At 62.8% G+C, this 21,385-nt stretch carries 18 protein-coding genes; 14 read left to right on the top strand and 4 right to left on the bottom strand.

Annotated features, from left to right (window positions below; all coding sequences use genetic code 11):
• Positions 1-37: 37 nt before the first annotated feature.
• The 12 genes from AC5P8Z_RS13200 (at position 38) to AC5P8Z_RS13145 (ending at position 13,977) form a co-directional block, all read left to right on the top strand.
• Positions 38-697 carry a thermostable hemolysin gene (locus AC5P8Z_RS13200; RefSeq protein ID WP_049455261.1) on the top strand — a complete coding sequence of 220 codons (660 nt, stop codon included), beginning with the start codon at positions 38-40 and terminating at the stop codon, positions 695-697.
• Positions 694-2,184, top strand: coding sequence for an AMP-binding protein (locus tag AC5P8Z_RS13195; protein ID WP_495229235.1), 1,491 nt, complete (start codon positions 694-696; stop codon positions 2,182-2,184). Before AC5P8Z_RS13200 ends, AC5P8Z_RS13195 begins: the two co-directional genes overlap by 4 nt.
• The gene (locus AC5P8Z_RS13190) at positions 2,181-2,855 is read left to right on the top strand and encodes an iron-containing redox enzyme family protein (RefSeq protein WP_495229234.1); all 675 of its coding nucleotides are present in this window, start codon (positions 2,181-2,183) and stop codon (positions 2,853-2,855) included. Before AC5P8Z_RS13195 ends, AC5P8Z_RS13190 begins: the two co-directional genes overlap by 4 nt.
• Positions 2,855-3,715: an SDR family oxidoreductase gene (locus AC5P8Z_RS13185; RefSeq protein ID WP_495229233.1), complete on the top strand. Its 861-nt coding sequence runs from the start codon at positions 2,855-2,857 to the stop codon at positions 3,713-3,715. The genes AC5P8Z_RS13190 and AC5P8Z_RS13185 overlap by 1 nt, the downstream gene beginning before the upstream one ends.
• Positions 3,696-4,358: a tetratricopeptide repeat protein gene (locus AC5P8Z_RS13180; RefSeq protein ID WP_311638570.1), complete on the top strand. Its 663-nt coding sequence runs from the start codon at positions 3,696-3,698 to the stop codon at positions 4,356-4,358. The genes AC5P8Z_RS13185 and AC5P8Z_RS13180 overlap by 20 nt, the downstream gene beginning before the upstream one ends.
• 24 nt (positions 4,359-4,382) lie before the next feature.
• Positions 4,383-5,057, top strand: coding sequence for a response regulator transcription factor (locus tag AC5P8Z_RS13175; protein WP_286068366.1), 675 nt, complete (start codon positions 4,383-4,385; stop codon positions 5,055-5,057).
• Between the two features lie 17 nt (positions 5,058-5,074).
• Positions 5,075-6,463, top strand: a complete 1,389-nt coding sequence (locus tag AC5P8Z_RS13170; protein ID WP_495229362.1) for an ATP-binding protein — start codon at positions 5,075-5,077, stop codon at positions 6,461-6,463.
• Positions 6,464-6,639: 176 nt separating this feature from the next.
• The gene (locus AC5P8Z_RS13165) at positions 6,640-8,130 is read left to right on the top strand and encodes a putative bifunctional diguanylate cyclase/phosphodiesterase (RefSeq protein ID WP_495229232.1); all 1,491 of its coding nucleotides are present in this window, start codon (positions 6,640-6,642) and stop codon (positions 8,128-8,130) included.
• A gap of 80 nt (positions 8,131-8,210) precedes the next feature.
• A complete protein-coding gene (locus tag AC5P8Z_RS13160; protein ID WP_495229231.1) occupies positions 8,211-9,269 on the top strand; it encodes a sensor domain-containing diguanylate cyclase in 1,059 nt (352 codons plus the stop codon).
• A gap of 383 nt (positions 9,270-9,652) precedes the next feature.
• Positions 9,653-10,579 (top strand): hypothetical protein, encoded by a 927-nt coding sequence (locus AC5P8Z_RS13155; protein ID WP_495229361.1) that lies wholly within the window; start codon positions 9,653-9,655, stop codon positions 10,577-10,579.
• 51 nt (positions 10,580-10,630) lie between these two features.
• Positions 10,631-12,610, top strand: a complete 1,980-nt coding sequence (locus AC5P8Z_RS13150; protein ID WP_495229230.1) for a BCCT family transporter — start codon at positions 10,631-10,633, stop codon at positions 12,608-12,610.
• Positions 12,611-12,732: 122 nt separating this feature from the next.
• Positions 12,733-13,977 (top strand): DUF2254 domain-containing protein, encoded by a 1,245-nt coding sequence (locus AC5P8Z_RS13145; RefSeq protein ID WP_495229229.1) that lies wholly within the window; start codon positions 12,733-12,735, stop codon positions 13,975-13,977.
• Positions 13,978-14,068: 91 nt separating this feature from the next.
• On the opposite strand, the gene AC5P8Z_RS13140 is transcribed toward AC5P8Z_RS13145, so the two are convergent.
• The gene (locus tag AC5P8Z_RS13140; protein ID WP_495229228.1) at positions 14,069-15,157 is read right to left on the bottom strand and encodes a serine hydrolase domain-containing protein; all 1,089 of its coding nucleotides are present in this window, start codon (positions 15,155-15,157) and stop codon (positions 14,069-14,071) included.
• A 281-nt stretch (positions 15,158-15,438) separates the two neighbouring features.
• Between AC5P8Z_RS13140 and AC5P8Z_RS13135 the strand changes: the two genes are divergently transcribed.
• Together AC5P8Z_RS13135 and AC5P8Z_RS13130 are read left to right on the top strand one after the other, a co-directional pair.
• Entirely contained in the window at positions 15,439-15,888 is a 450-nt protein-coding gene (locus AC5P8Z_RS13135) for a GNAT family N-acetyltransferase (protein ID WP_111150515.1), read from the top strand.
• A 313-nt stretch (positions 15,889-16,201) separates the two neighbouring features.
• Entirely contained in the window at positions 16,202-17,179 is a 978-nt protein-coding gene (locus tag AC5P8Z_RS13130; RefSeq protein ID WP_495229227.1) for a leucine-rich repeat domain-containing protein, read from the top strand.
• Between the two features lie 354 nt (positions 17,180-17,533).
• Here the strand turns inward: AC5P8Z_RS13130 and AC5P8Z_RS13125 are convergent, their stop codons facing one another.
• From AC5P8Z_RS13125 to AC5P8Z_RS13115, 3 genes are read right to left on the bottom strand one after another with little or no spacing between them, the layout of a single operon-like run.
• A complete protein-coding gene (locus tag AC5P8Z_RS13125; protein WP_495229226.1) occupies positions 17,534-18,463 on the bottom strand; it encodes an alpha/beta hydrolase in 930 nt (309 codons plus the stop codon).
• The gene (locus AC5P8Z_RS13120; protein ID WP_495229225.1) at positions 18,463-20,601 is read right to left on the bottom strand and encodes a TonB-dependent siderophore receptor; all 2,139 of its coding nucleotides are present in this window, start codon (positions 20,599-20,601) and stop codon (positions 18,463-18,465) included. Before AC5P8Z_RS13120 ends, AC5P8Z_RS13125 begins: the two co-directional genes overlap by 1 nt.
• 40 nt (positions 20,602-20,641) lie before the next feature.
• Positions 20,642-21,349: a superoxide dismutase gene (locus AC5P8Z_RS13115; protein WP_495229360.1), complete on the bottom strand. Its 708-nt coding sequence runs from the start codon at positions 21,347-21,349 to the stop codon at positions 20,642-20,644.
• Positions 21,350-21,385 lie beyond the last annotated feature (36 nt).

The following is a 21,385-nucleotide window of genomic DNA, read 5'->3' as shown; positions in this document are numbered from 1 at the left end:
ATTTCGCCTTAATCGGCGCGCTTCAGGATCGTGCCCCATGGACATGATCCCTCAGCCGATTCCAATGGCCCCGCATCCGGGCAGATTCGCGGAAGCCAACCTCGTCGGGCCTGATCATCCGCTACGTGGACAGGTGCAGTCCTTCATCGCCGACACCTATCGTCAGCGCTTCGATGCCGAAGTCCGTGACTTCATGCCACAGTTGCTGGCCTACCGCGATACGCAGGGGGCACTAGTGGCGGCGGTCGGGCTTCGACACGCAGACAGTGGCCCGCTGTTTGTGGAGCACTATCTGGATGCGCCCGTCGAGGCCGTGCTGGCGCAGCACCTTTCCAGTGCACCTCGGCGAGCGCAGATTGCCGAAGTGGGCCACTTTGCCGCGTCGACGGCGGGCATCGCACGCGAGCTGATCGTGCAGCTGGCCTGGGTCCTGCGCGCCGCCGAAGTGGATTGGGTGATGTTCGTAGCGACCCAACAGCTGCGCAACGCGTTCGTCCGTCTGCATCTGGCACCGCTCGAACTGGTGCCCGCGCGTGCCGAGCGCATGGGCGACAGCGCGGGCGACTGGGGCCGCTACTATGAATCGCAACCGCGCGTGATGTGCGGCGATATCCGCGAAGGCATCGCCTTTCTTGGCGGAAAGGCTTGCTCGATAGACCCAATGGATGCGGCCAGTTCCGTGGGGGTGGCCGGATGAGTGCTGATGGACAGCACGTCCTGCGCCTGCTGCAGCAGCATAGCCAGCCAGTACTGACCGCTCAGGAGACGCTGAGTGCGTCCGAGCTGCGGTCTCGCGTAATCGAACTGACACAGTGGCTGCAGCGGACAGGTATCACCTGCGTTGCCAGTCGCCTGGACAACGGCTCCGATTGGGTGGTGCTCGACCTGGCCCTTCGCATTGCCGAAGTGGTGCACGTACCGTTGCCCACTTTCTTCTCGGATGAACAAGTGCAGCACGCATTGCAGACCAGCGGTGCCCAGCTGCTGGTGTTGGCGGAGGGCGCGCCGCCGCCGTGCGGGATCACGGCCGCACCAATGGCGTTGCCGACACTGAGTGCGCACGGCTTAGGCCTGGACGCTCCTGCTGGCAGTACCCTGCCGCTTGGCACGGCCTGCGTGACCTACACCTCGGGCAGCACAGGGCGCCCGCGCGGCGTATGCCTCTCTGCCGGAACGTTGATGGCCACCGCCGCGTCATTGGCAGATGCCGCAGGTGACATCGCGCCACGCCGACATCTGTGCCTGATGCCGCTGTCGACGCTCCTGGAGAACGTCGCGGGATTGTACGCGGCGTTGTTGTCGGGCGCCGAGATCGCGCTGCCGTCCCTGCAGGAGATCGGTTACACCGGCGCAGCAGGGTTGGATGTCCGCACGCTGCTGAGCTGCCTCCATCGTTACCGCCCCGAGAGCATCATCCTGGTGCCGCAGCTACTCCTGGCCCTGGTCATGGCGGGAGAGCAGGGCGCTGAACTGCCAGCATCGCTGCGATACCTGGCCGTTGGGGGCGGCCGGGTTTCTCCCGGTCTTCTGTCGCGGGCACGGCGCCTGGGGCTGCCGGTGTTCGAAGGCTACGGCCTGACCGAGTGCGGGTCGGTGGTGTGCCTGAATCGTCCTGGTGCCCAGCGCGATGGCACGGTGGGGCAACCCCTGCCGCACGTGCGGGTGCAGATCATGGACGGAGAAATCGTGGTGTCCGGTGCGCGTGCACTGGGGTATCTGGGCGGTGAGTCGCTGCCGGAGGGGCCCATCCGCACCGGTGATCTGGGACACATCGATGCCGACGGCTTCGTGCATGTGACTGGGCGGCGCAAGAACGTCTTCATCACTGCATTTGGCCGCAACGTGTCGCCCGAATGGGTGGAGAGCGAACTGCTTTCGCACCCGGCCATCGCGCAGGCCCTGGTCTGGGGAGAAGGGCAGGCCGACAACCTGGCATTGCTGGTTCCGCGCATCGCGCAGCAGAGCTCCGGCGCGCTCGACGCGGCGCTGTCCACCATCAACGCCGGCCTGCCCGACTACGCGCGCATCGCGCGCTACGTCACCGTCGCGCCATTCAGTGCGAACGCCGGCCTGTTGACCGCCAATGGTCGCATTCGTCGCGAGGCCATCCTCGCCCACTACCAGGCAGAGATCGACGCCGCCTACCGGCGCCCTGCGTTCAGCACCATCGGAGACCCTGCATGAGCTTCCACGATCACCTTCTTGCCCAGACCGCCAGCGAGCGCCAGTCGCTGCTGGAGATTCCCATCATCGGCGACGCACTGACGGGCCGCATCGACCGCGGCGACTATCTGGCGTTCCTGCAGCAGGCGTACCACCACGTGCGCCACACGGTACCGCTGCTGATGGCCTGTGGCTCGCGCCTGCCTGCGCGCCTGGAATGGCTGCGGACCGCGATCGGTGAGTACATCGAAGAAGAGATGGGCCACCAGGAATGGGTACTGGACGATATTGCAGGCGCCGGTGGTGATCGGTCCGCTGCTGCAACATCTGAACCCGCACTGGCCACCGAACTCATGGTCAGCTACGCCTACGACACCATCCAGCGCGGGAACCCTGTGGGCTTCTTTGGCATGGTACTGGTGCTGGAGGGCACCAGTGTGGCGCTGGCAACGCAGGCTGCAAACACCCTGCAGACGTCGTTGGATCTTCCGCGCAACGCCTTCAGCTATCTGCTTTCGCATGGCGATCTCGATATCGAGCATGTCGGCTTCTTCAAATCGCTGATGGACAGGCTGGATGATCCCGGCGACCAGCAGGCCGTTGTCCACGCGGCACGCCGCTTCTACGTGCTCTACGGCGATATCTTCCGCACCCTGCGCAGTGGCGGCGCGCGTATGGCGGAGGCGGCCTGATGGACCTGCGTGGACGTACGGTCGTTCTGACCGGAGCCAGCGGCGGCATCGGAAGGTTGCTCTGCAGCGGCCTGGTGGGCGAGGGCGCGCAGGTCGTGGCGGTGGGGCGGGGCCACGATCGGCTGCAGGCGCTCACCGACACGTTGCCGGAAGGGGCTGTCATACCGGTCGTTGCCGATATCGGCACGGCGGCGGGCCGCGGCACGCTGCTGGCGAAAATCGATGCGCTATCCAGGCCGCCTTCGGTGCTGGTCGTAGGCCATGCCAGCGCCGCCTTCGGACTGTTCGGCGCGCAGACCGAACAGGCGTTGGAGCAGCTGATGCAGACCAACCTGGTTGGCTCCATGCTGCTGATCCGCGCCTTGTTGCCCTTGTTGGAGCGGCAGTCGCACGCCAGCGTGGCCGTTCTCGGCTCGACGTTCGGCAGCCTGGCCTTCCCGGGTTTTGCCGCTTACAGCGCCAGCAAGTTCGGATTGCGCGGCCTGGTCGAAGGACTGGGCCGCGAGTATGCCGGCAGCACAGTCAAGTTCCAGTACCTCTCACCACGCGCCACCCGCACCGATTTCAACAGCGGCGCCGTGGATGCCATGAACGCTGAACTGGGCGTTTCCCACGACTCGGCCGAGAAGGTCGCGACGGCCTTGTTGCAGGCACTGCGCTCTGGCAATCCGCGCTTGCAGATTGGCTGGCCAGAGCGGCTGTTCGCTCGGTTGAACGGCCTGCTGCCCGAGCTGGTGGACCGTAGCCTCCGCAAACAGTTACCCATCGTCAGGCGCCACGCCAGCAGTGGCACCACCGCAGCGAGTTCTTCCGCATCCCCTCCCAGCAAGGACACCTCCCATGAAGCGCACGCAGGGTAAGACCATGTTCTATCTCATTCTTATTGCCGCCGCCGTATTGGTCGGGGTCGCTGCGGCTGCCGAACCATCAGTGCCGGTGGCGCAGATCCGTGACCGCTGGGCCCAGATCAACTACCAGACGCCCAAGCCGCAGCGCGAGGCGGCGTTCATGGCCCTGTCCAAGCAGGCCGCGCAAGCCCGGCAAGCGGCCCCCAGGGATGCCGCTGCGCTGATCTGGGAGGGCATCGTGCTGTCCAGCCTTGCGGGCGAAAAAGGTGGCATGGGCGCACTCAGCCTGGTCAAGCAGGCCCGCGCCGATTTCGAGGCCGCGCTGAAACTGGATCCCCGGGCCCTGGATGGTGCGGCGTATACCAGTCTGGGCGCGCTCTACTACCAGGTTCCGGGGTGGCCGCTGGGCTTCGGGGATGACGATCAGGCGCGGCAGATGCTGAAGAAGGGGCTGGATATCGACCCCAATGGTATCGATGCCAACTATTTCTACGGCGATTTCCTGCGCGATCAGAAGGAGTGGGGCCCGGCGCAGGCGGCGCTGCAGAAGGCACTGGCAGCACCAGCCCGGCCAGGAAGGGATGTGGCCGATGCCGGCCGCCGGCATGAGATCGAGGCCAAGCTGCACGATGTGATGGGCCATCTTGCAAAGTGAAGTCCGCGACTGGACACTGCCCTCATGCGCATCCTCCTCGCCGAAGACGACCGCTCCCTGGGTGAAGGCATCCGGACCGCACTTCGACGAGGCGCCTTCGCCGTGGACTGGGTGGAAGACGGCACGGCCGCGCTCTTGGCTGCGCAGGATGGGGATTTTGATCTGGTGGTGCTCGATCTGGGTCTGCCACGGGTAGACGGCATCGAAGTGATCCGCCGACTTCGGGCGGCGGCAAACCCGGTGCCGATTCTGGTCCTCAGTGCCCGTGAACGCCCGGCCGACCGCACGCTCGGGCTGGACGTTGGAGCAGATGACTACCTCGGGAAGCCCTTCGATACCGCCGAGCTGCTGGCGCGCGTCCGCGCGCTCGTCAGGCGCAGCAGCGGACGTTCGCATCCCACGCTTGACGCCGGTGACCTCCATCTTGATCCGGCGACGCTGGAGGCGCGATGGAAAGGACGGACGCTGGATCTGACCCGCCGCGAGTTCTCGCTGCTGAGATTGTTGATGGAGCAGAACGGGCGGCCAATGGCGCGAGAAACGATCCAGAAGCACCTCTACGGCTGGGATGAGGACGTCGCCAGCAACGCAGTGGATGTTCATGTGCATCAGCTGCGGCGCAAGGTCGACCCTGCGATCGTGCGTACCGTGCGGGGCATCGGGTATGCGCTGGGGCAGTCGCCGGAGCCGGATGCATGAGGTCGATGCGACGCACCCTGCTGCTGACCCTGCTGAGCACCTTGGCGGTTCTGATGGCCGTGGCCGGATTCTTCAGCTATCGCGCCGGTCTACAGGAAGCGGGAGAAATGTTCGATGCCCGGCTGGTGCAGTCCACGCGGGTACTGATGGGCCTGGTAGATGAGCCGCTAAGTGATCTGACTGCGTTTCCAGGCGATCCCATTGTGCTGCGCGGTTGGCACGGGCACGCTGAAGGCGTGGGCGACGCGCTGGCGTTCAGCGATGGACATGCCTATGAGAGCAAGCTTGCCTTCCAGGTATGGGACGCGAAGCAGCGCCTGTTGCTCCGCTCGGACAGTGCTCCCACCCGGCCACTGGCTGCATTGGTGGCTGGCTACGCCAGTCCCGTAATCGACGGCGAACAATGGCGCACCTTTACGCTGCAGACCCGTGGGGGCCGATGGTTCCAGTCTGGCGAGCGGTCGGACATCCGCGAAGAGCTGGCCGAAGATATTGCAGAAGGCACCCTGCTGCCGTTGCTGCTGGCGCTGCCACTGATGGCGCTGGTGATCTGGTGGAGCGTCAATTACGTGACCCGCTCGCTGCAGAGCGTCTCGGACCAGATCGGCAGGCGTGATCCCGGGCGCATGTCGCCACTGGACGCGGCTGACGTGCCGCGCGAGGCGCGAGGACTGGTGCAGGCAGTGAACGGTCTGCTTGGGCGACTGAACGAGGCACTGGCGCGCGAGCGGCGGTTTGTAGCCGATGCCGCACACGAGTTGCGCACACCAATCAGTGCGCTGAAAGTGCATGCAGACAACGCACGCATGGCGCCGGATGATGCAGGAAGGGTACGCGCACAGGAGATGGTCAGCGACTCAGTGGCGCGGCTGGAGCGCCTTGCTTCGCAGCTGCTCACACTCAACCGCGCAGAAGCCGTATCCCGATTCACTTCGGTGCGCCTGAGCCTGGATGGCCTGGTCGGCATGGAGGTGGATGCGCTGCGTCCTATCCTTTCCGTGAATCGACAGTACATCGAACTGAAGCTGGACAGCGCGGAGATCAGGGGGGACGAGGTCGCGCTGACCGCGCTGGTTCGCAACCTGCTGGAGAACGCCGTTCGCTACACGCCCGTCGGCGGTCGCCTGAATGTCTGCGTGATGCAGGAGGAGGGCAGGGTGTTTCTCATCGTCGCCGATAGCGGTCCCGGCATCGCCGAGGAAGAGCGCGATCGCGTCTTTGACCGCTTCTACCGAACGCTGGGGAGCCGGGTGCAGGGCAGCGGATTGGGGCTGTCCATTGTCAGGGAGGTGGCCAATGCCCACGGCGCGGGCGTGACGCTGGGCACCTCAGAGAAACTGGGCGGGCTTGAGGTGAAGGTGAGCTGGCCAGCAGGTTCGGCGTATCGAGCCGCCACTGACAGCTGATTGCCAGGTGACCGCGCTTGGCAAGGCCCTCAGGTACATTGCACTGCCGCCATACGTGCTGCGGCATGCGCCAAAAAACCGACATTTGGGTGTCCTGCGTTGCTTTGATATTCTCAGGCATGCCAGCTCGCTCCAGCATGTGATGCTATCCAACGGCTGAACTGCCATTGCCGGGCATGGGCGGATTCGAGGCAGTGGAAGGGTCGTCGGAGGAGGCGCTGGTGATGACGGGTCGCGCGTTAGACGCTGGGCGTGGCGCTCTGAAATTCAGAGGCGCTGCTCGCCGCGAGAAGGTGTCCGCCATACTGTCACTCGCCGGGATCTCCTGCATCTGCCTGGGCCTGGCTTGGACATCCTGTTACCTGTATTTCGGACGGGCCGAGCTATCCATTGTATTTGTCGGCTTGATCGCCGTAGGTTTCCTCGCGCTTCTCCGAAGCAAGCGCAGTGACGGTGCGTCCATTCTGATCGTCGCCCACGGAGTGCTGGCAGCTGTGTGTGCGATTGCGGCCATTGATGCGCCCATCGCAGGCGTGCCACGTTCGGTTCACCTGTTCCTTCTGCCCTTGGCCGCAGGTGCTGCTTTCACATTCGAAGCGCGCGAACGCTATGGCTCCCTGGTGTTTCCGTTGCTTTGCCTGGCAATATTTGCAGCGTTTGCGCTCGGGGCAATCGATCGAATTGCGCCAGGCATCTCACCGCCAGTAGAGGTTCGCCACTGGGGCGCGCGCTTCAACACGGCGATCTCCATGGTGCTTCTGGCGGCGATCTTCGGCATCTACCGACTGGATATCGGCAAGCGCCTGCGCCTGGAGCGTGAGCTCGGACGCGCAGTGCGCAACGGTGAGATAGAGGTTCACTACCAGCCACAGGTGCATGTCGACGCCGACGTGATCGGCGTTGAAGCACTGGTTCGCTGGCGGCATCCGTCGGCGGGCCTGTTATCGCCAGACTCGTTCATACCGCTGGCCGAAGAAAGTGCATTGATCAACGAGATAGGGCTGGAAGTACTTCGACAGGCCTGCGAACTGCTCGCTGGATGGTCCGGGCATGTCCATACGCGTGGCATGCGGGTGGCCGTGAACATCAGTCCGGTTCAACTCTTGGATGAGGCGTTCGTCCCCTCGGTAGCCAAGCTGGTCAATCAAAGCGGAATCAACCCCGCCTTGCTGGAACTGGAACTCACGGAATCCGCACTATCCACCGATACGGCAGAGATGATCGACCGAATGCTTGATCTTGAGGCACTGGGCGTGACGTGGGCACTGGATGATTTCGGCACGGGCTATTCGTCCCTGTCCACACTGCGGACCTTACCCATTCGCAAGCTGAAGATCGACAGGCAGTTCGCGCAGGAGGTCACCACCCAGGAGAGTGCTCAGCGCCTGCTGGGCAAGATTGTTGAGATCTCCCAGGTGATGGACATGAGTGCGCTGGCGGAAGGGGTCGAGACGGCGGAGCAACGCGACCTGTTGATCTCGCTGGGCTGCGAGTATTTTCAGGGCTATTTCTTCGCGCAACCGATGCCGCCGCCCATGCTTCACGCCTGGCTGGAGGAGCGTCGCAGCATGGCCCTATCGCGTCGCATCGGCGAGCGCGATCGGTCACTGACGACTGCCACCGCCATCTCAGGCGGGAGCGATACTAGCCGCCGCAACGTGCGTTGACCTGCCGTTGACAGCAAAGCGACAGACTGCGCAGGAGCAGAAGGCGCCTGGGGACATCATGGATACGGGTGGGGGACGCGATGCCATTCTTCACTGATTCGGACGAGGTTGCGGTTGAGGGCTTGGGGGCTGCCCGCCGGATTGGGTGGATGCGCTTCGTAGGCGCCTTGCTGGCTGCACTCCCCATTGCATCGGTGGGCCTGGAGCGCGGCATGGGCAGGCTGGCATTCGTGTTTCTACTGGTCAACGCGCTGGTCTGGCCGGTCATTGCACAGCTGCTGACAAGGCGCGCCGCCCGGCCAGCTGTCGTGCAATTCCGTTGCATGGTTGTCGACTCGCTGCTGGGCGGGGCATGGATCGCCTTCATGGCTGTCAGCGCTGTGCCCAGCGCGCTCTTCGCTGCCCTGCTGGTGGCAGACAAGATCGCGGCCGGCGGTACACGGCTGGCGCTGAAGGCCACGGCTGGGCTTCTGCTCGGTTTCCTTGCTGCATGGCTTGCCATGGGCACGCCATGGCAGCCGGCCACTTCTTCCCGAACATTCCTGCTCAGCCTTCCGTTCCTGTTTGTCTACGGGATCGGATTGAGTGCACTGAGTTGGCGTCTTGCGCGCCGGGTCAGGTCACAGAATCGGCAGTTGCAGCGACTCAGCCGAATGGATCCACTGGTGGAACTGGCCAATCGCGGCTACCTCATGCACCGCGCCCAGCAGATGATCGAAGCGGGGCGCGCCCTGGGCCGGACGGATTGCCTGCTGATGCTGGACGTGGACGATTTCAAGCGCATCAACGATACCTTGGGCCATCGCACCGGCGATGAAGCACTGCGTCGTATCGCTGCGGTCCTGCGCAGCGTGTCACGCCCCGGCGACACACCGGGGCGCCTGGGCGGAGATGAGTTCGCGCTGCTGCTCGCCGGGCAGACGCCGGCTGAGGGCATGCTGCTGGCAGAGAAGATCAGGAGCCTGCTCCACGTTGATACGGGCAGTGATGCCGCAATGCTGGACCTGAGCGTGAGCATCGGCATTGCCGCAGCGCCCACGACGACCAGTGCCGAAGAGTGGCTCGCTAGAGCGGACCAGGCCCTGTATGACGCCAAGCGACACGGCAAAAACACGGCGAGCTGCGGCACCGATTGCTGAGCCAACCTAACGCGTCGTGGTCCACGTCAATCGCTGACGTCATGATCGTTGCCGACGTCTGACGATAAGGTCGCCTCGATCGATGGGGCGCTGTCCACTCCTGATGATGCGGAACTGCACTGAATCGGCCATCGGCCGACGCGCTCTTCACAACATGCAACGTTACACTGGCGCGCTTTCGCATGTAGAACACAGAGGCAGACAGCCCGATCGTGAGAGCAATTTCCTCTATTGCCATTGCCTTGCTCGCCAGCGTTTCCTTACCCACAGAGGCATACGAACCTGGTCGGATCGGCGACTCCTACTTCGAGCCTGGTGGTGCGGTAAGGTTCAATTACGGATGGCTCGACTACGGGCCGACCAGCCGCCTTCAGCTTGAACTGATGCGTGCAGACCTTGACGCTGGAACCGGACCGTTTTCCTTCTCCGCCCAATACCGCTGGTACGATGGCTTCGACGCCGTGCATCACGCCTACGCGGGCTGGCAGTTCTCCGATGCTACCCAGCTCAAGGCAGGTATCCAGCAAGTCCCGTTCGGGCTGCTCCCCACCGTTTCGCAGAGTTTCTGGTTCGGCTCCGGCTACTACCTGGGCATCGAGGATGATTACGATCCGGGCCTTGTGGTGATTCACCGCAGCGGCAGCACAACCTGGCATCTTGGCTGGTTCTCTGGAGACGAATACGGGTCCGGGGCTCGCTACGATCGCTACTCCTTTGATGTCGCGCAGACCGAGGCGTTGCCGTATCGCGAGCGGCAACGACTGCATGCACGCGTGGAGAGCGCGCGCGACTGGGGTGGCGGCCAACTGTTGCTAGGCGCATCAGCGTTTGCTGGCAAGGTGCAGAACACTCAGACACGGCGTCACTACGGTCATCAGGGCGCGGCACTCCACGCACAGTGGCAGCGCGATGGTTGGACCGCGCAGTTGCAGTGGGCGCGGTACCGGTATGACGTGCCCGGAGATCGCATCGCAATGTCGGCGTTCCAATCCCCCTTCCAGGTTGCAGCGCAGGCGGATGTGCCAAGCGCCAACATCGCCTATTCGTTCGGCCAGAAGGGCTGGCTGGATGACATCACCTGCTATAACAACCTCAGCATGACCCGCCCGGTCGGGCGCCGCGCTGGCCTTCGTGATTCGTGGCAGAACGTGACCGGTTGCAGCCTGCAGAAAGGCATCATGCTCACCTATGTCGACTGGATCGCTGGCCGCAACATGTGGTTTGCCGGTGGTGATGGTATCGGCATCGACGAAGGAGGCCTTTCCAGCTGGCATTCGCGGCTGAACCTCAATATCGGCTTCTACTTCTGATCGGCCTCGCGCAAGCCGCAGGTTTTTCCACCCAATAACACGGAGGTATCCATGCAGAGCACGGCTCCGCAACATCCCCCCGTTCGCCAGCGGATCCTTTCGCAGGTGTTCATTCCCACGGCAGCCATCGTCATCGCGCTGCTGGCGCTTGCCGCCTTCGCGCCCGAAATGGCCACGCGGTGGTTCACCGCGGCCAAGTCATGGGCCGCCAATGATGCAGGTTGGTTCACCATCCTTGCAGTAGCCGGCTTCCTGGTCTTCGTCGTCGGCGTCGCCATCAGCAGTTACGGCCGCATCAAGCTCGGCCCTGACCACAGTACGCCGGACTACAGCTACGGCTCCTGGTTCGCAATGTTGTTCGCTGCCGGCATGGGCATCGGTCTGATGTTCTTCGGCGTTGCCGAGCCCATCATGCACTACGCCACGCCGCCGGTTGGTTCGCCTGAGTCCGCCGCCGCTGCCCGCCAGGCAATGCGCATCACCTTCTTCCACTGGGGCATCCACGCATGGGCGATCTACGCGGTAGTTGCGCTGTCGCTGGCGTACTTTGCGTACCGACACAATCTCCCGCTGCGTGTCCGCTCCGCGCTGTATCCGCTCATCGGCGACCGTATCCACGGCCCGTTGGGACATGCCGTAGACACGTTTGCCGCGCTGGGTACCATTTTCGGCCTGGCCACCTCGCTGGGACTGGGCGTCATGCAGATCAACGCCGGCCTGAACTACCTGTTCGGTCTGGAGGTCAGTACGCTCGTCCAGGTTGGCTTGATCACCGTCATCACACTGGTGGCGACCGGCTCGGTCGTGGCTGGCCTGGACAGCGGCGTACGCAGGCTGTCCGAGCTCAACATGATCCTGGCGGCAGCGTTGCTGGCCTTCGTGCTGGTCTGTGGACCCACCGTGCACCTGATGCAGGCACTGGTGCAGAACACCGGCATGTACGTTTCCCAGCTGTTCTCGATGACCTTCAACCTTTATGCCTACGAACCCACGGGTTGGCTGGGTGGCTGGACGCTGTTCTACTGGGGCTGGTGGATTGCCTGGTCGCCCTTCGTTGGCATGTTCATCGCGCGCATCTCACGTGGACGCACCGTCCGTGAGTTCGTGGTGGGGGTGTTGCTTGTGCCGCTTGGCTTCACATTCCTCTGGATGACCATCTACGGCAACACCGCGTTGCACATGGTGCGGGCGGAGGGCATCCAGCAGTTGGTGCAGGCGGTCTCAACCGACAGCTCGATGGCGCTCTTCGAGTTCCTGGAGCACCTGCCGCTGACCATGCTGACCTCTTCGCTGGCGGTCATCCTGGTTGCGCTGTTCTTCGTAACCTCAGCGGACTCCGGTGCCCTGGTAATCGACATGCTTACCTCGAAGGGTGAGGAGGAATCGCCGGTCTGGCAGCGGATCTTCTGGGCGCTGCTGGTCGGCGGCCTTGCGATTGCCCTGCTGGTGGCCGGCGGCTTGGAATCATTGCAGGCAGCCACCATTGCCAGCGCGTTGCCATTTACGATCGTCATGATCCTGATGTGCTGGGGACTGCTGAAGGCCATGCATCTGGATGCGACCAAGCGCTCGATCCTGCGGGATGCACGTATCCTGCCGGGCACCAGCGAGGATTGGCGGGCGCGCCTGCGCCTGCTGGCGCACAATCCGTTGAAGATCGAGGTGACCGGCTTCATCGAGCAGCGTGTCATCCCGGCATTGGAAGAGGTTGCGGCTGAGCTGCGCAAGCAGGATCTGCCGGTCCAAGTCTCCAAGGGGGAGGATGGTCGTGCGTGGCTGCAGGTTGGCCATGGCGAGGAGATGGACTTCTTTTACTCGGTACGGCCCCAGCCCTATGAGCCGCCGACGTTCGCCCTGCAGGATCCCCGTCGGCCGGTCAGCGAGGGTACCCGTCATTACCGTGCGGAGGTCTATCTGCGGGAGGGCGGGCAGGACTACGACGTCATGGGATGGACCAAGGTTCAACTCATCCACGATGTGCTCGATCAATACGAGCGCCACCGTCAGTTCCTGGACAAGGTGCGCTCGTAGAATCTGCACACAGATGCCGCCCGGAGTAGCGGCATCTGCCTTGGGTCGGGCATGACCCTGCGTTGACGTGGCCTCGGCGCCCGGCCGTGCTATTGATGGTCGAACTTCCCAGGAAGTAGCCCATGCTCACCAGATTGAGGCTTGCAGCCAGCAAAGTTACAAAGCGGATGTGGTTCCGCTCGACCCTGTATGGCGCCCTAGGCATCATCACGGCGTTGGCGGGCGCGTTCCTGAAGTTCCTCATTCCCGTCGGCCTAGCCGCACGGATCGGCGCAGATTCCGTCGGCAACATTCTTGGCATTCTTGCCGCGTCGATGCTGACGGTAACCACCTTCTCGCTGTCCACCATGGTCTCGGCATACGGGTCCGCGTCCAGCAGCGCCACCCCGCGCGCGGCCCGCCTGCTGATCGAAGACACCCGGGCCCAAGGTGCGCTGGCCACCTTCATTGGTGCCTTCCTGTTCTCGATCGTGGGCCTCATCGCGCTCAGCACCGGGATCTACGGGGACAGCGGCCGGCTTGTGCTGTTCGGGGCAACCATCGCGGTCATCATTGTCATCACAGTGACGTTGCTCAGGGCTATCGAGCAGTTCTCACGCTTTGGCCGCGTTGGCGAAACCATCGATCTGGTGGAGCGGGCGACCAAAGCGGCAATGAAGCGCCGCGCCGCGGAGCCTCGGCTCGGCGGAGCCAGTGCTGTCCCGGTAGGGGAGGGGGCGGTACTGCTGGTTGGCGATCAGGTTGCCTACGTTGAACATGTGGACGTCGCCCGGATCGACGGCATTGCACAGGAACATGATCTGCGCGTTCATCTGCTCTGCCAGCCGGGTACGTTCGCAACTCCGGCCCGTCCCTTGATAGCCATCGAGGGAAATCCACTTCCGGACGTGCAGAGTGAAGTGATCTCAGCCATTTCCTTCAGTGACGCGCGCTCCATTGAGAATGACCCACGGTTCGGACTGGTCGTGCTTGCGGAAATTGCCCAGCGAGCCATGTCACCTGCGGTGAACGACCCTGGCACCTGCATCGACGTCATCAGGACCTGTGTCAGGCTGCTCTGTGCATGGGCCAGCCACGCTGGGGACGCTGCGACGTGTGATGTGCTTTATGCGCGTGTGCACGTGCAGTGCCTCGATGTCCGCGACATGTTCGAGGATGCATTCACACCAATCTCCAGGGATGCGGCCGGCTCGCTGGAGGTCAACATCCGGCTGCAGAAGGCATTCGAGGCGCTGGCACGGTCAGCAGACCCCGCCGTTGTGAACGCGGCAAGAGAGCACGCGCGTACAGCACTGTCCCGAGCTATCCAGGCACTCGAATTCGAGCTTGATCGAGAGGCAGTTCAGGCCGCAGCGTTGGATCGGTGAACCTGCTGCGAGGTACTCTCAAGCTGGGGACAACCTGTGGCAGCTGGTTGAATTGGGCTTGCTAGCGAGCATGAGTTGGTACCCGGGCGGTTCAGCCCTTGCTTGCGCGCGACCCCTGGTCCAGGCGCTCAGCGATGCCCTGCGGGCCGACGTCTCCGGCGCGATTGACAAGCACTACGACGGTTCGCCGCAGCGAAGGAACGTGTCGGATGTATCCCGTAAAGCCTGCCGTTCCGCCGCCATGCCCCACCACGTCGCCGTCCTCAGCCAACTCCCAGCCAACGCCCCAGCTGGCTGTAGTACCGTCAGCAAGGCGTGTGCCGCGCCACATCTCACGCAGCAATGCATGGGGTAGCAGCTCGCCCCGGTCCAGCGCTACGGCGAAACGTGCCATGTCGTCGATGCTGGCGAGCAGCCCTCCAGCAGCCCAGGCGGAGCCTGGTGCGGTGATGGGCGGATCGGGCCAATGTCCATCCTGGTAGAGGTGTCCTTGGGCAATGCTGCGGTGGTCGCCGATGCGACGAGGCCCGGCATCGCGCATGTCCAGCGGCCCCAGGATTTCGTCCTGCAGAAACTGCCAGTAGTCCATGCCCGTCACCCGCTCAATGGCAAGGCCGAGCAGTATGTAGTTCGTATTCGAATAAGCGAATCGTGTTCCTGGGGCGAACTCGAGGGGCGCTTTCCCGACCATTGCCAATAGTTCTCTAGGCGCAGGATCCATCGGCATCAATTCGAGAAAGTTGCTCTCGTTCAGATAGTTCGGAATGCCGGATGTATGGCTCAGCAGGCGCGACAGTGTAATGGGCTCCCATGCCACTGGTAGTGCATCCAGGTAGCGTGCTATAGGGGCGTCCGTATCAAGCCAGCCCCACTGCCGGAGCCGGAACACCAGCAGGGCAGTGAATACTTTCGTGATAGAGCCGATTTCGAACCCGGTATGCCGATCGACCCGCGCGGCGCTGGTATCCCTGCGCAGTCCCGCAGTGCCTGTTTCGGCGATCCGCCCTCGCTCCACGACGACTGCAGCCATTCCCGGCTGGTGCTCAGCCTCAAGCAGGGCCGTCAACGACTGGCGGCTCCCAGACAGTCGCCTGCTTGCTCCGACGCCAGGCACAATCAGCCCAGGACCTACGGTGAGCAGGGCGGTACAGAGGCGGCGTCGTGTCGGGGCGTTCGGCATCGGCGATGAGTTGTTGGCTCCGTAGGTGGCGACGATAGAGGGACAATGGCGACCACGACTATTGACGGACCCTTTCTAACGCGCCGACCTTCCCCATCTCTACGGAACGCTTTAGCCGTGCACGCGACATGGCGACCTCAGGTCGTCGGGCCGGTAGGGAGCTCAAGATTGAGGCTTTAGTCGCCAGCCCAAGCAACCTTGAAAACGCGGCTGCGGCTCGGTAGCCTCAGATAGGGTTCCAGGCGTATGGTCCATTTCCTCACCTATTCAGGAGTGAAACAGTGAGCGTGAATGTCCGTGTCGCAGACGTGGCTGACCTTGAACAACTCGCGGTGCTTTTTGATGAGTACCGCCAGTTCTATGCGCAACCTAGTGACCTGGGCTTAGCAAAGCGATTTATGCGGTCGCGCCTATCTGAGGGTGATTCACTAGTTTTGGTTGCCGAGAATGAAGGAACGGGCGTTGCGGGGTTTACCCAGCTTTATCCGTTGTTTGACTCAGTAAGTACTTGTTCGAGTTTCATTCTCTACGACCTCTACGTCAACAAGCCCTCGCGGCGTTCGGGATTGGCGCGAGCACTCATGGTCGAGGCGGTCGAGCAAGCGCGCCGACGCGGAGCAGGTAGAGTTGAGCTTCAGACCGGTCGAGCTAACATCCCTGCTCAAGCACTCTACGAAGGGCTTGGATGGGAACGCGATAACGACTTTTACATCTACGCCATCCACCTGTGAGCATATTGTTGGGGAATGGCGAGATCTAATGGGGTAGGTCAGATGTCCACTTCTGGCCGGAAGCGAAGATCTCCGGGGCATGGGATTAGGGGTGTTTATCGAGGGTAGGGAAGGTGTCTGCTCGGGGCCAAAAGGACGCGTGAATGGGGTATGGGCTCGAGTGCGCAAGAGTGGTAGTGCAGTTCACGCCACTTCCCTCTGAGTGCTCGAGCATTCGCGGAGGAGGTGGGAAGTACATCGTCCAGGGTGGCCCCAATGGCGAATTGCTGGCCGCGCTGTACGGCAAGTCCTGGGTCGTGGCAAGCTGATCGCCATGAAAAGTGATCAAGCTGGCATGCCCGGACGGACACGAGTGGTTGATTCAGTGTTCGAATTCGAACTGCAAGGCCGCACGCTCTACGTCGACGCTGAGCACGTACCCCAGTGCGTAGAGCTGTGGAGAACCGGGCAGTACACGCAACTCGGCATTTCGGATCACGAGAATCCTGGCCTCAAGAGTATCGATTTCATTGAGGCCTTCTTTCCTGTGGCTGATTTTCACTTGATGCTTTTTGACAAAGTCGATTTGTCCGTTCTGCGAGGAAATGCCGAGTGGCTCAAGCATTTCTTCACCAACGCGGGGCCGAATGCCATCGACGACCTTAGTCCCTTCACTAAGCTCGAATCGCTAGGCCAACCATGGAACAGGAAATTTCGCGTCGACGAAAGCCTCGTACGCTTGAAGGGCTTGGCACTGGGCGGATTCAGTCCAGCATCAGGTGACATCACCGAATTGTCCGTCCTGCCCGCGCTGGAGAGGCTCTCGCTCTATTTCAATAAGCTACAGAGCTTGAAGGGGCTCGAAACAATGCAAGGTCTGCGCGAACTCTTCGTCGGTTTCGCGCCGAAGCTCGAGTGCATCGACCCAATCGGCGACCTAAACGAGCTTCGTGAACTGCGTTTCGAGAACTGCAAGAACGTCCGCGGTTTTGCGGACCTGGTGAGGGGCGAACACTTGCTCAACCTGATGTACATGAAATGCTCGCCTCTCGATCACGTCCGGTTCGTTAGCCGATTGTGCTCTTTGCAGAGGTTTGTTTTCTTGGATACGAACGTGCTCGATGGCGACATGGCGCCGCTTGTGGCTCATCCGACGCTGGCGCACGTTGCACTAACGAAGAAGAAGCACTTTACGCTCAGTGAACGGCAGATTCTTCAGCGGTTAGGTGATCGAGAAGGTGGGGTTAGGGCTCGGATGGCAAAGTTGAATCTCAAGAAGGCCGCAGCTGAAGGAGCAGCGGAAGCGCAGTAGCTCCGCCGTACAGTGGTCGAACTGTGGTGGGTTTCAACACGTTTTCCCGGACACTTACAAAAAAGGCGTTCGAGGCCATGATGAGTGTTCACGTCAAAGCGTAGGAAGTTTACTGCCGAGTTCAAGCATGGCGCGGTTGAGCAGGGCAGGCAGCACGGCGTCAGCTGTGCCCAGGTAGCCCTGGATCAAGAAGCGGACACCGTTAGCGGAGCGAACGGGAGGACCTATCGCGGTTGATTTGATGGCGGGTTCGGAGCAGAGGTGCGCCCTATGCATGCACCATCACCCATTCGATCACGGCCCAGTCCTTGCGGCACTTTCAAGGCTTCTTTGCAGGGATGCGTTGCAGAGTACTTACCTCCCCGACGTTGGCATCAGCTCCCGCACCTGCATCCATGCAATGAACTGACCGAACCAGAGATCGCTGGTCATGCCCTTCGGGTGAAGGTCAAAGCCGTGCCCTCCACGTTCGTACAGATGCAGCTCCGCTGGTGCGCCAGCACCCCGCCATGCGCTGTAGAGCAACATGGGATCGTTGGCCTGATAGTCGTCGTCGGCAGCGCCGGCAATGAATGCCGGCGAAGCATTCGCAGGAACAGGCGTGCGCAGGCCACCGTAGATCAGCCCGACAAAATCGGGGCGTGATACCTTGGGACCGATGGCAAGGTCTGCAGCCAGGTAGGCGCCGCTGGAGAAACCGATCATTCCTACCCGGCCTGGAGTGACGCCCCACTCACCAGCACGCTGCCGCACAAGGGTCATGGCGCGCGCGCCGTCCTCGACGGCGTTTGGCTCTCCGGCAAACGGCGGCATCTCTACGGGCGAGCCCGTCTGGGCGCGTGACATCACCTGCTCCATCTCTTTCATGTGCACCGCGGGAATACGCATCGGCCCATCGCCGCTGCGCACTGTGCGGTGTTTCAGCACAAAGGCAGTGATGCCACGTTCGGCCAGGGCGCGCGCTACGTCCGTGCCGCCGCGAACATAGCTAAGGGCAACAAAGCCTCCCCCGGGAACCACGATGACCGCTGTTCCGTTCTGCTTGCCGGGTGCGGGCCGGTACATCTCCAGGGTTGGCTCACTCACGTCGTAGATCAGCGTCTCGCCGGTATCCAACGTGTCATGCAGCTCCTGCACGCCCAGCGACTGCGTCGTGCCAGCCGGATACAGCGGAATGACCACGCCGCCCGTTGACGCTGCGGGCGATGCGGTAGCAGAGGAAGCGCAGCTGACGGCCGACAGCAGGGCGGCAACAGCGAGCCGACGCTTGAGAGGGTTTTCCATCAGAGATCCATCCTGAGCGTGACGAAGGCCGACCGGGGCTGGTTGGGTGCTACCACGGCGTAGCCCATGTAGGAGTAGGGGTCCCACGCCTTACGGCCGGTAAGATTCACCAGCGACAGACCAAGCGTGAACCGCCCGAAGTCGTAGGACGCCTGTGCGTCGAACACGGCGTAGCCGGGGATCGCAATGGTGTTGGGCAGCGTCAGCTCCCTGGCACTGACGGCGGTTACGCCCGCGCCGAAGGCCAGACCCTTTGCCGGCCCCTCCAGCAGTCGATAGTGTGCGGCGAGGCGCCCGCTGTTGTCCGGCACGCGGGCCACGCGATCCCCGGGGGCGGCGCCTTCATCCCGCGTGCTGGTGTGTGCGTAGTTGGCCAACAGGGAGAAGGCCGGCGTGGGCTCCCATACCATGTCCATTTCCACCCCGCGTGCGCGCTGGCGGCCACTCTGGATGTAGTAACCCACGTTGTTTGGATCGGACACCGCCACGTCCTCGCGCTTCTGCCGGAATACGGCGACGGTGCCGGAAAGCCCATGCCCAGGCAGTGACAGCTTCACGCCCCCTTCGACGTTGGTGGACGTTTCAGGCTCAGGCGTGGCAAGACCGATGAAGCCGAACGGTGCGCGGAACGCGGTCGCATAGCCCGCAAACAGGGCGACCCCCGGCGACAGGTCATACGTTGCCCCGAAGTGCGGGGACACGTGGCTGAAGGTCTTGTCGTTGGCCACGCCGATATTGCTGTTCTCGACGAACTTGAGCGACGTCCAACGCAGGGCGCCGGTCAGGTGCAGGCGGCCATAGGTGACTTGGTCCTGGATGTAGCCGGCAATGGTGGTGAAGCGATCATCGGTGTAGGAGTTGACCGGCAGCTGCGCGGTGTAGCGCAGCGTGTAGCGAGGGTCGGCGAGGCTGATCACGCCGGAAGGACTGTCACTGATGAACAGGCCCATGCCACTGTAGAAGCTTGTCCAGTCGTAGTTGATGCCGGCCAGCAGCTTGTGTTCCCCGCCCAGCATGTCAGTCTTGACCGAGAGGTTCGCATCCAGCGTTGCTTCCTTGGTGCGGTTCACCATCGTGATGGGGAAGACGTCGTACTCGGGTGCAACCGTGTCCGTGGGCGCCAGGCCGGGGAAGACGAAGCTGCCACTCTCGTCGACCTTGCCGCGGAAGTAGCGCGCGGTCACGGTCAGATCTACCCGGTCAGAGAAGGCGTGACGCAGGGTGGCGGTACCCATCCTGCTGTCATTGCTGGTCAGCGGCTGGCGCTGCGGCGAGCCGGGGAAGGCGTCCCGGTCCAGCACCCCGGCCAGGGCCGCATCAGCAGGCAGTCCGGAATACTCCAGAGCGCGACGCCGGTTGAACTGGCCTTGCAGCAGCAACTCGGTGGCGTCGCTCAGCTGCATGAGCAGGCTGGGTTGCAACGACCAGCGTTCGCCATGAACCTCATCGATCCAGCTATCGTTCTTCTGGTACTCCGCACTGATCCGCGCTGCGACAGTAGAAGACAGCGGAACGTTGATATCCGCGTAGGGGTTCCAGGTGGAGAAGCTGCCCCCGCGCAATGCGACGTAGCCGCTGGACGCCGATGGGTCCGGGCGTTCGCTTTCAATGTTGATGACGCCGCCGAGCGGCGTGCCGAGACCACCGCCATAGAGCGTCGCACTGGGCCCCTTCAGCACGCTGATGCTGGAAATACCCACCATGCCGGTGGGGTCGTAGGCCTGCTGGTTGCCTGCAAACAGCGGCAAGCCGTCCAGATAGACCTCGGCGGGGAACCCACGCACGATAGGCGGAATGAACAGGTTCTCGTCCGAGCGCGTGGGGGTAACGCCGGAAACGTTGACCAGTGCATCACCCAGTGTGCGCCGGTCCTGCTCGCGCAGCAGGGTGCTGGTGATGACCTGCACCGACTGGGGAACTTCGGTGATGGGCGTATCGGTGCGGGTGGCGGCGGACGTGGTCGAGGCGGCGTAGGTGCCGCGCGTGGCGGTCACCTCCACCGGCTTCAACGTCCAGCTGGGCGCTTCATTGGACGCACGCGACGCGGGAGGCACCGCATCTTCTACGGCGAAGGCCGACGGCGCCGCGCAGGCCAGTGCCATGACGATGGCGGTGCTGATGAGGGTTCCAGGGGTCATGTCAGCTTTAGAGTTTTAGTTGTGGTGCAAAAAGGGGGGCTCAGCGCTTGCTGGAGGCTGCGTCATAGCGGGCATTGACCTGCTGCCAGTTGACCAGCGGCCACCACGCTTTGATGTAATCGGCACGCTTGTTCTGGTAGTGCAGGTAGTAGGCGTGCTCCCAGACGTCCAGCGCCAGAACGGGGATGCCACGCTCCGCCACCGCATCCATCAGTGGGTTGTCCTGGTTGGCGGTGGTGGTGATGGCCAGCGAGCCATCGACCTTGACGATCAACCATGCCCAGCCGGAGCCGAAGAGTTTCGTAGCCGCTTCCGAGAACTTCGTGCGGAACGCTTCTTCGGAGCCGAAGGTCTCAACCAGTCTGCTGCGCAGTGCCGGCGACGGCATGCCGCCCTGGCCGACAGGTGCCATCAGTGTCCAGAAGAGGCTGTGGTTGTAGTGGCCGCCGGCATTGTTTCGGACGGCGGTGTCATAGCGCGAAATGCTGCGCTGGATATCCTCCAGCGACACGCTTGCCAGTGTGGGGAAATCCTTGACCTTGGCGTTGAGGTTGTCCACGTAGGCCTTGTGATGCCGGCCGTGATGGATCTCCATCGTCTGCGCATCGATAGCCGGTTCCATTGCGTTGGTGGCGTAGGGCAGGGCCGGCAGCGCAAATGGCGTCTTTGCAGCATCGGCCGCGGAAGCGATACCGGAGAGCGCAAGCAGCGCGGTGGCAAGCAGATATTTCAGCGAGTGACGGTTCATGTGGTCATGTCTCCGTTGAGGGGAACAAACGTTGCC

Source organism: Stenotrophomonas sp. YJH_SMC_17 (genome assembly GCF_059371655.1).
The sequence above is the reverse complement of the archived record's forward strand: the minus strand, read 5'-3'. Positions and strand labels throughout refer to the sequence as shown.

Excerpts from the sequence above, each read along its gene's own strand:
- AC5P8Z_RS13200 (WP_049455261.1), top strand. The coding sequence starts at position 38 with ATGGACATGATCCCTCAGCCGATTCCAATGGCCCCGCATCCGGGCAGA.
- AC5P8Z_RS13195 (WP_495229235.1), top strand. The coding sequence starts at position 694 with ATGAGTGCTGATGGACAGCACGTCCTGCGCCTGCTGCAGCAGCATAGC.
- AC5P8Z_RS13190 (WP_495229234.1), top strand. The coding sequence starts at position 2,181 with ATGAGCTTCCACGATCACCTTCTTGCCCAGACCGCCAGCGAGCGCCAG.
- AC5P8Z_RS13185 (WP_495229233.1), top strand. The coding sequence starts at position 2,855 with ATGGACCTGCGTGGACGTACGGTCGTTCTGACCGGAGCCAGCGGCGGC.
- AC5P8Z_RS13180 (WP_311638570.1), top strand. The coding sequence starts at position 3,696 with ATGAAGCGCACGCAGGGTAAGACCATGTTCTATCTCATTCTTATTGCC.
- AC5P8Z_RS13175 (WP_286068366.1), top strand. The coding sequence starts at position 4,383 with ATGCGCATCCTCCTCGCCGAAGACGACCGCTCCCTGGGTGAAGGCATC.
- AC5P8Z_RS13165 (WP_495229232.1), top strand. The coding sequence starts at position 6,640 with ATGGGCGGATTCGAGGCAGTGGAAGGGTCGTCGGAGGAGGCGCTGGTG.
- AC5P8Z_RS13160 (WP_495229231.1), top strand. The coding sequence starts at position 8,211 with ATGCCATTCTTCACTGATTCGGACGAGGTTGCGGTTGAGGGCTTGGGG.
- AC5P8Z_RS13155 (WP_495229361.1), top strand. The coding sequence starts at position 9,653 with ATGCGTGCAGACCTTGACGCTGGAACCGGACCGTTTTCCTTCTCCGCC.
- AC5P8Z_RS13150 (WP_495229230.1), top strand. The coding sequence starts at position 10,631 with ATGCAGAGCACGGCTCCGCAACATCCCCCCGTTCGCCAGCGGATCCTT.
- AC5P8Z_RS13145 (WP_495229229.1), top strand. The coding sequence starts at position 12,733 with ATGCTCACCAGATTGAGGCTTGCAGCCAGCAAAGTTACAAAGCGGATG.
- AC5P8Z_RS13140 (WP_495229228.1), bottom strand. The coding sequence starts at position 15,157 with ATGCCGAACGCCCCGACACGACGCCGCCTCTGTACCGCCCTGCTCACC.
- AC5P8Z_RS13130 (WP_495229227.1), top strand. The coding sequence starts at position 16,202 with ATGAAAAGTGATCAAGCTGGCATGCCCGGACGGACACGAGTGGTTGAT.
- AC5P8Z_RS13125 (WP_495229226.1), bottom strand. The coding sequence starts at position 18,463 with ATGGAAAACCCTCTCAAGCGTCGGCTCGCTGTTGCCGCCCTGCTGTCG.
- AC5P8Z_RS13120 (WP_495229225.1), bottom strand. The coding sequence starts at position 20,601 with ATGACCCCTGGAACCCTCATCAGCACCGCCATCGTCATGGCACTGGCC.
- AC5P8Z_RS13115 (WP_495229360.1), bottom strand. The coding sequence starts at position 21,349 with ATGAACCGTCACTCGCTGAAATATCTGCTTGCCACCGCGCTGCTTGCG.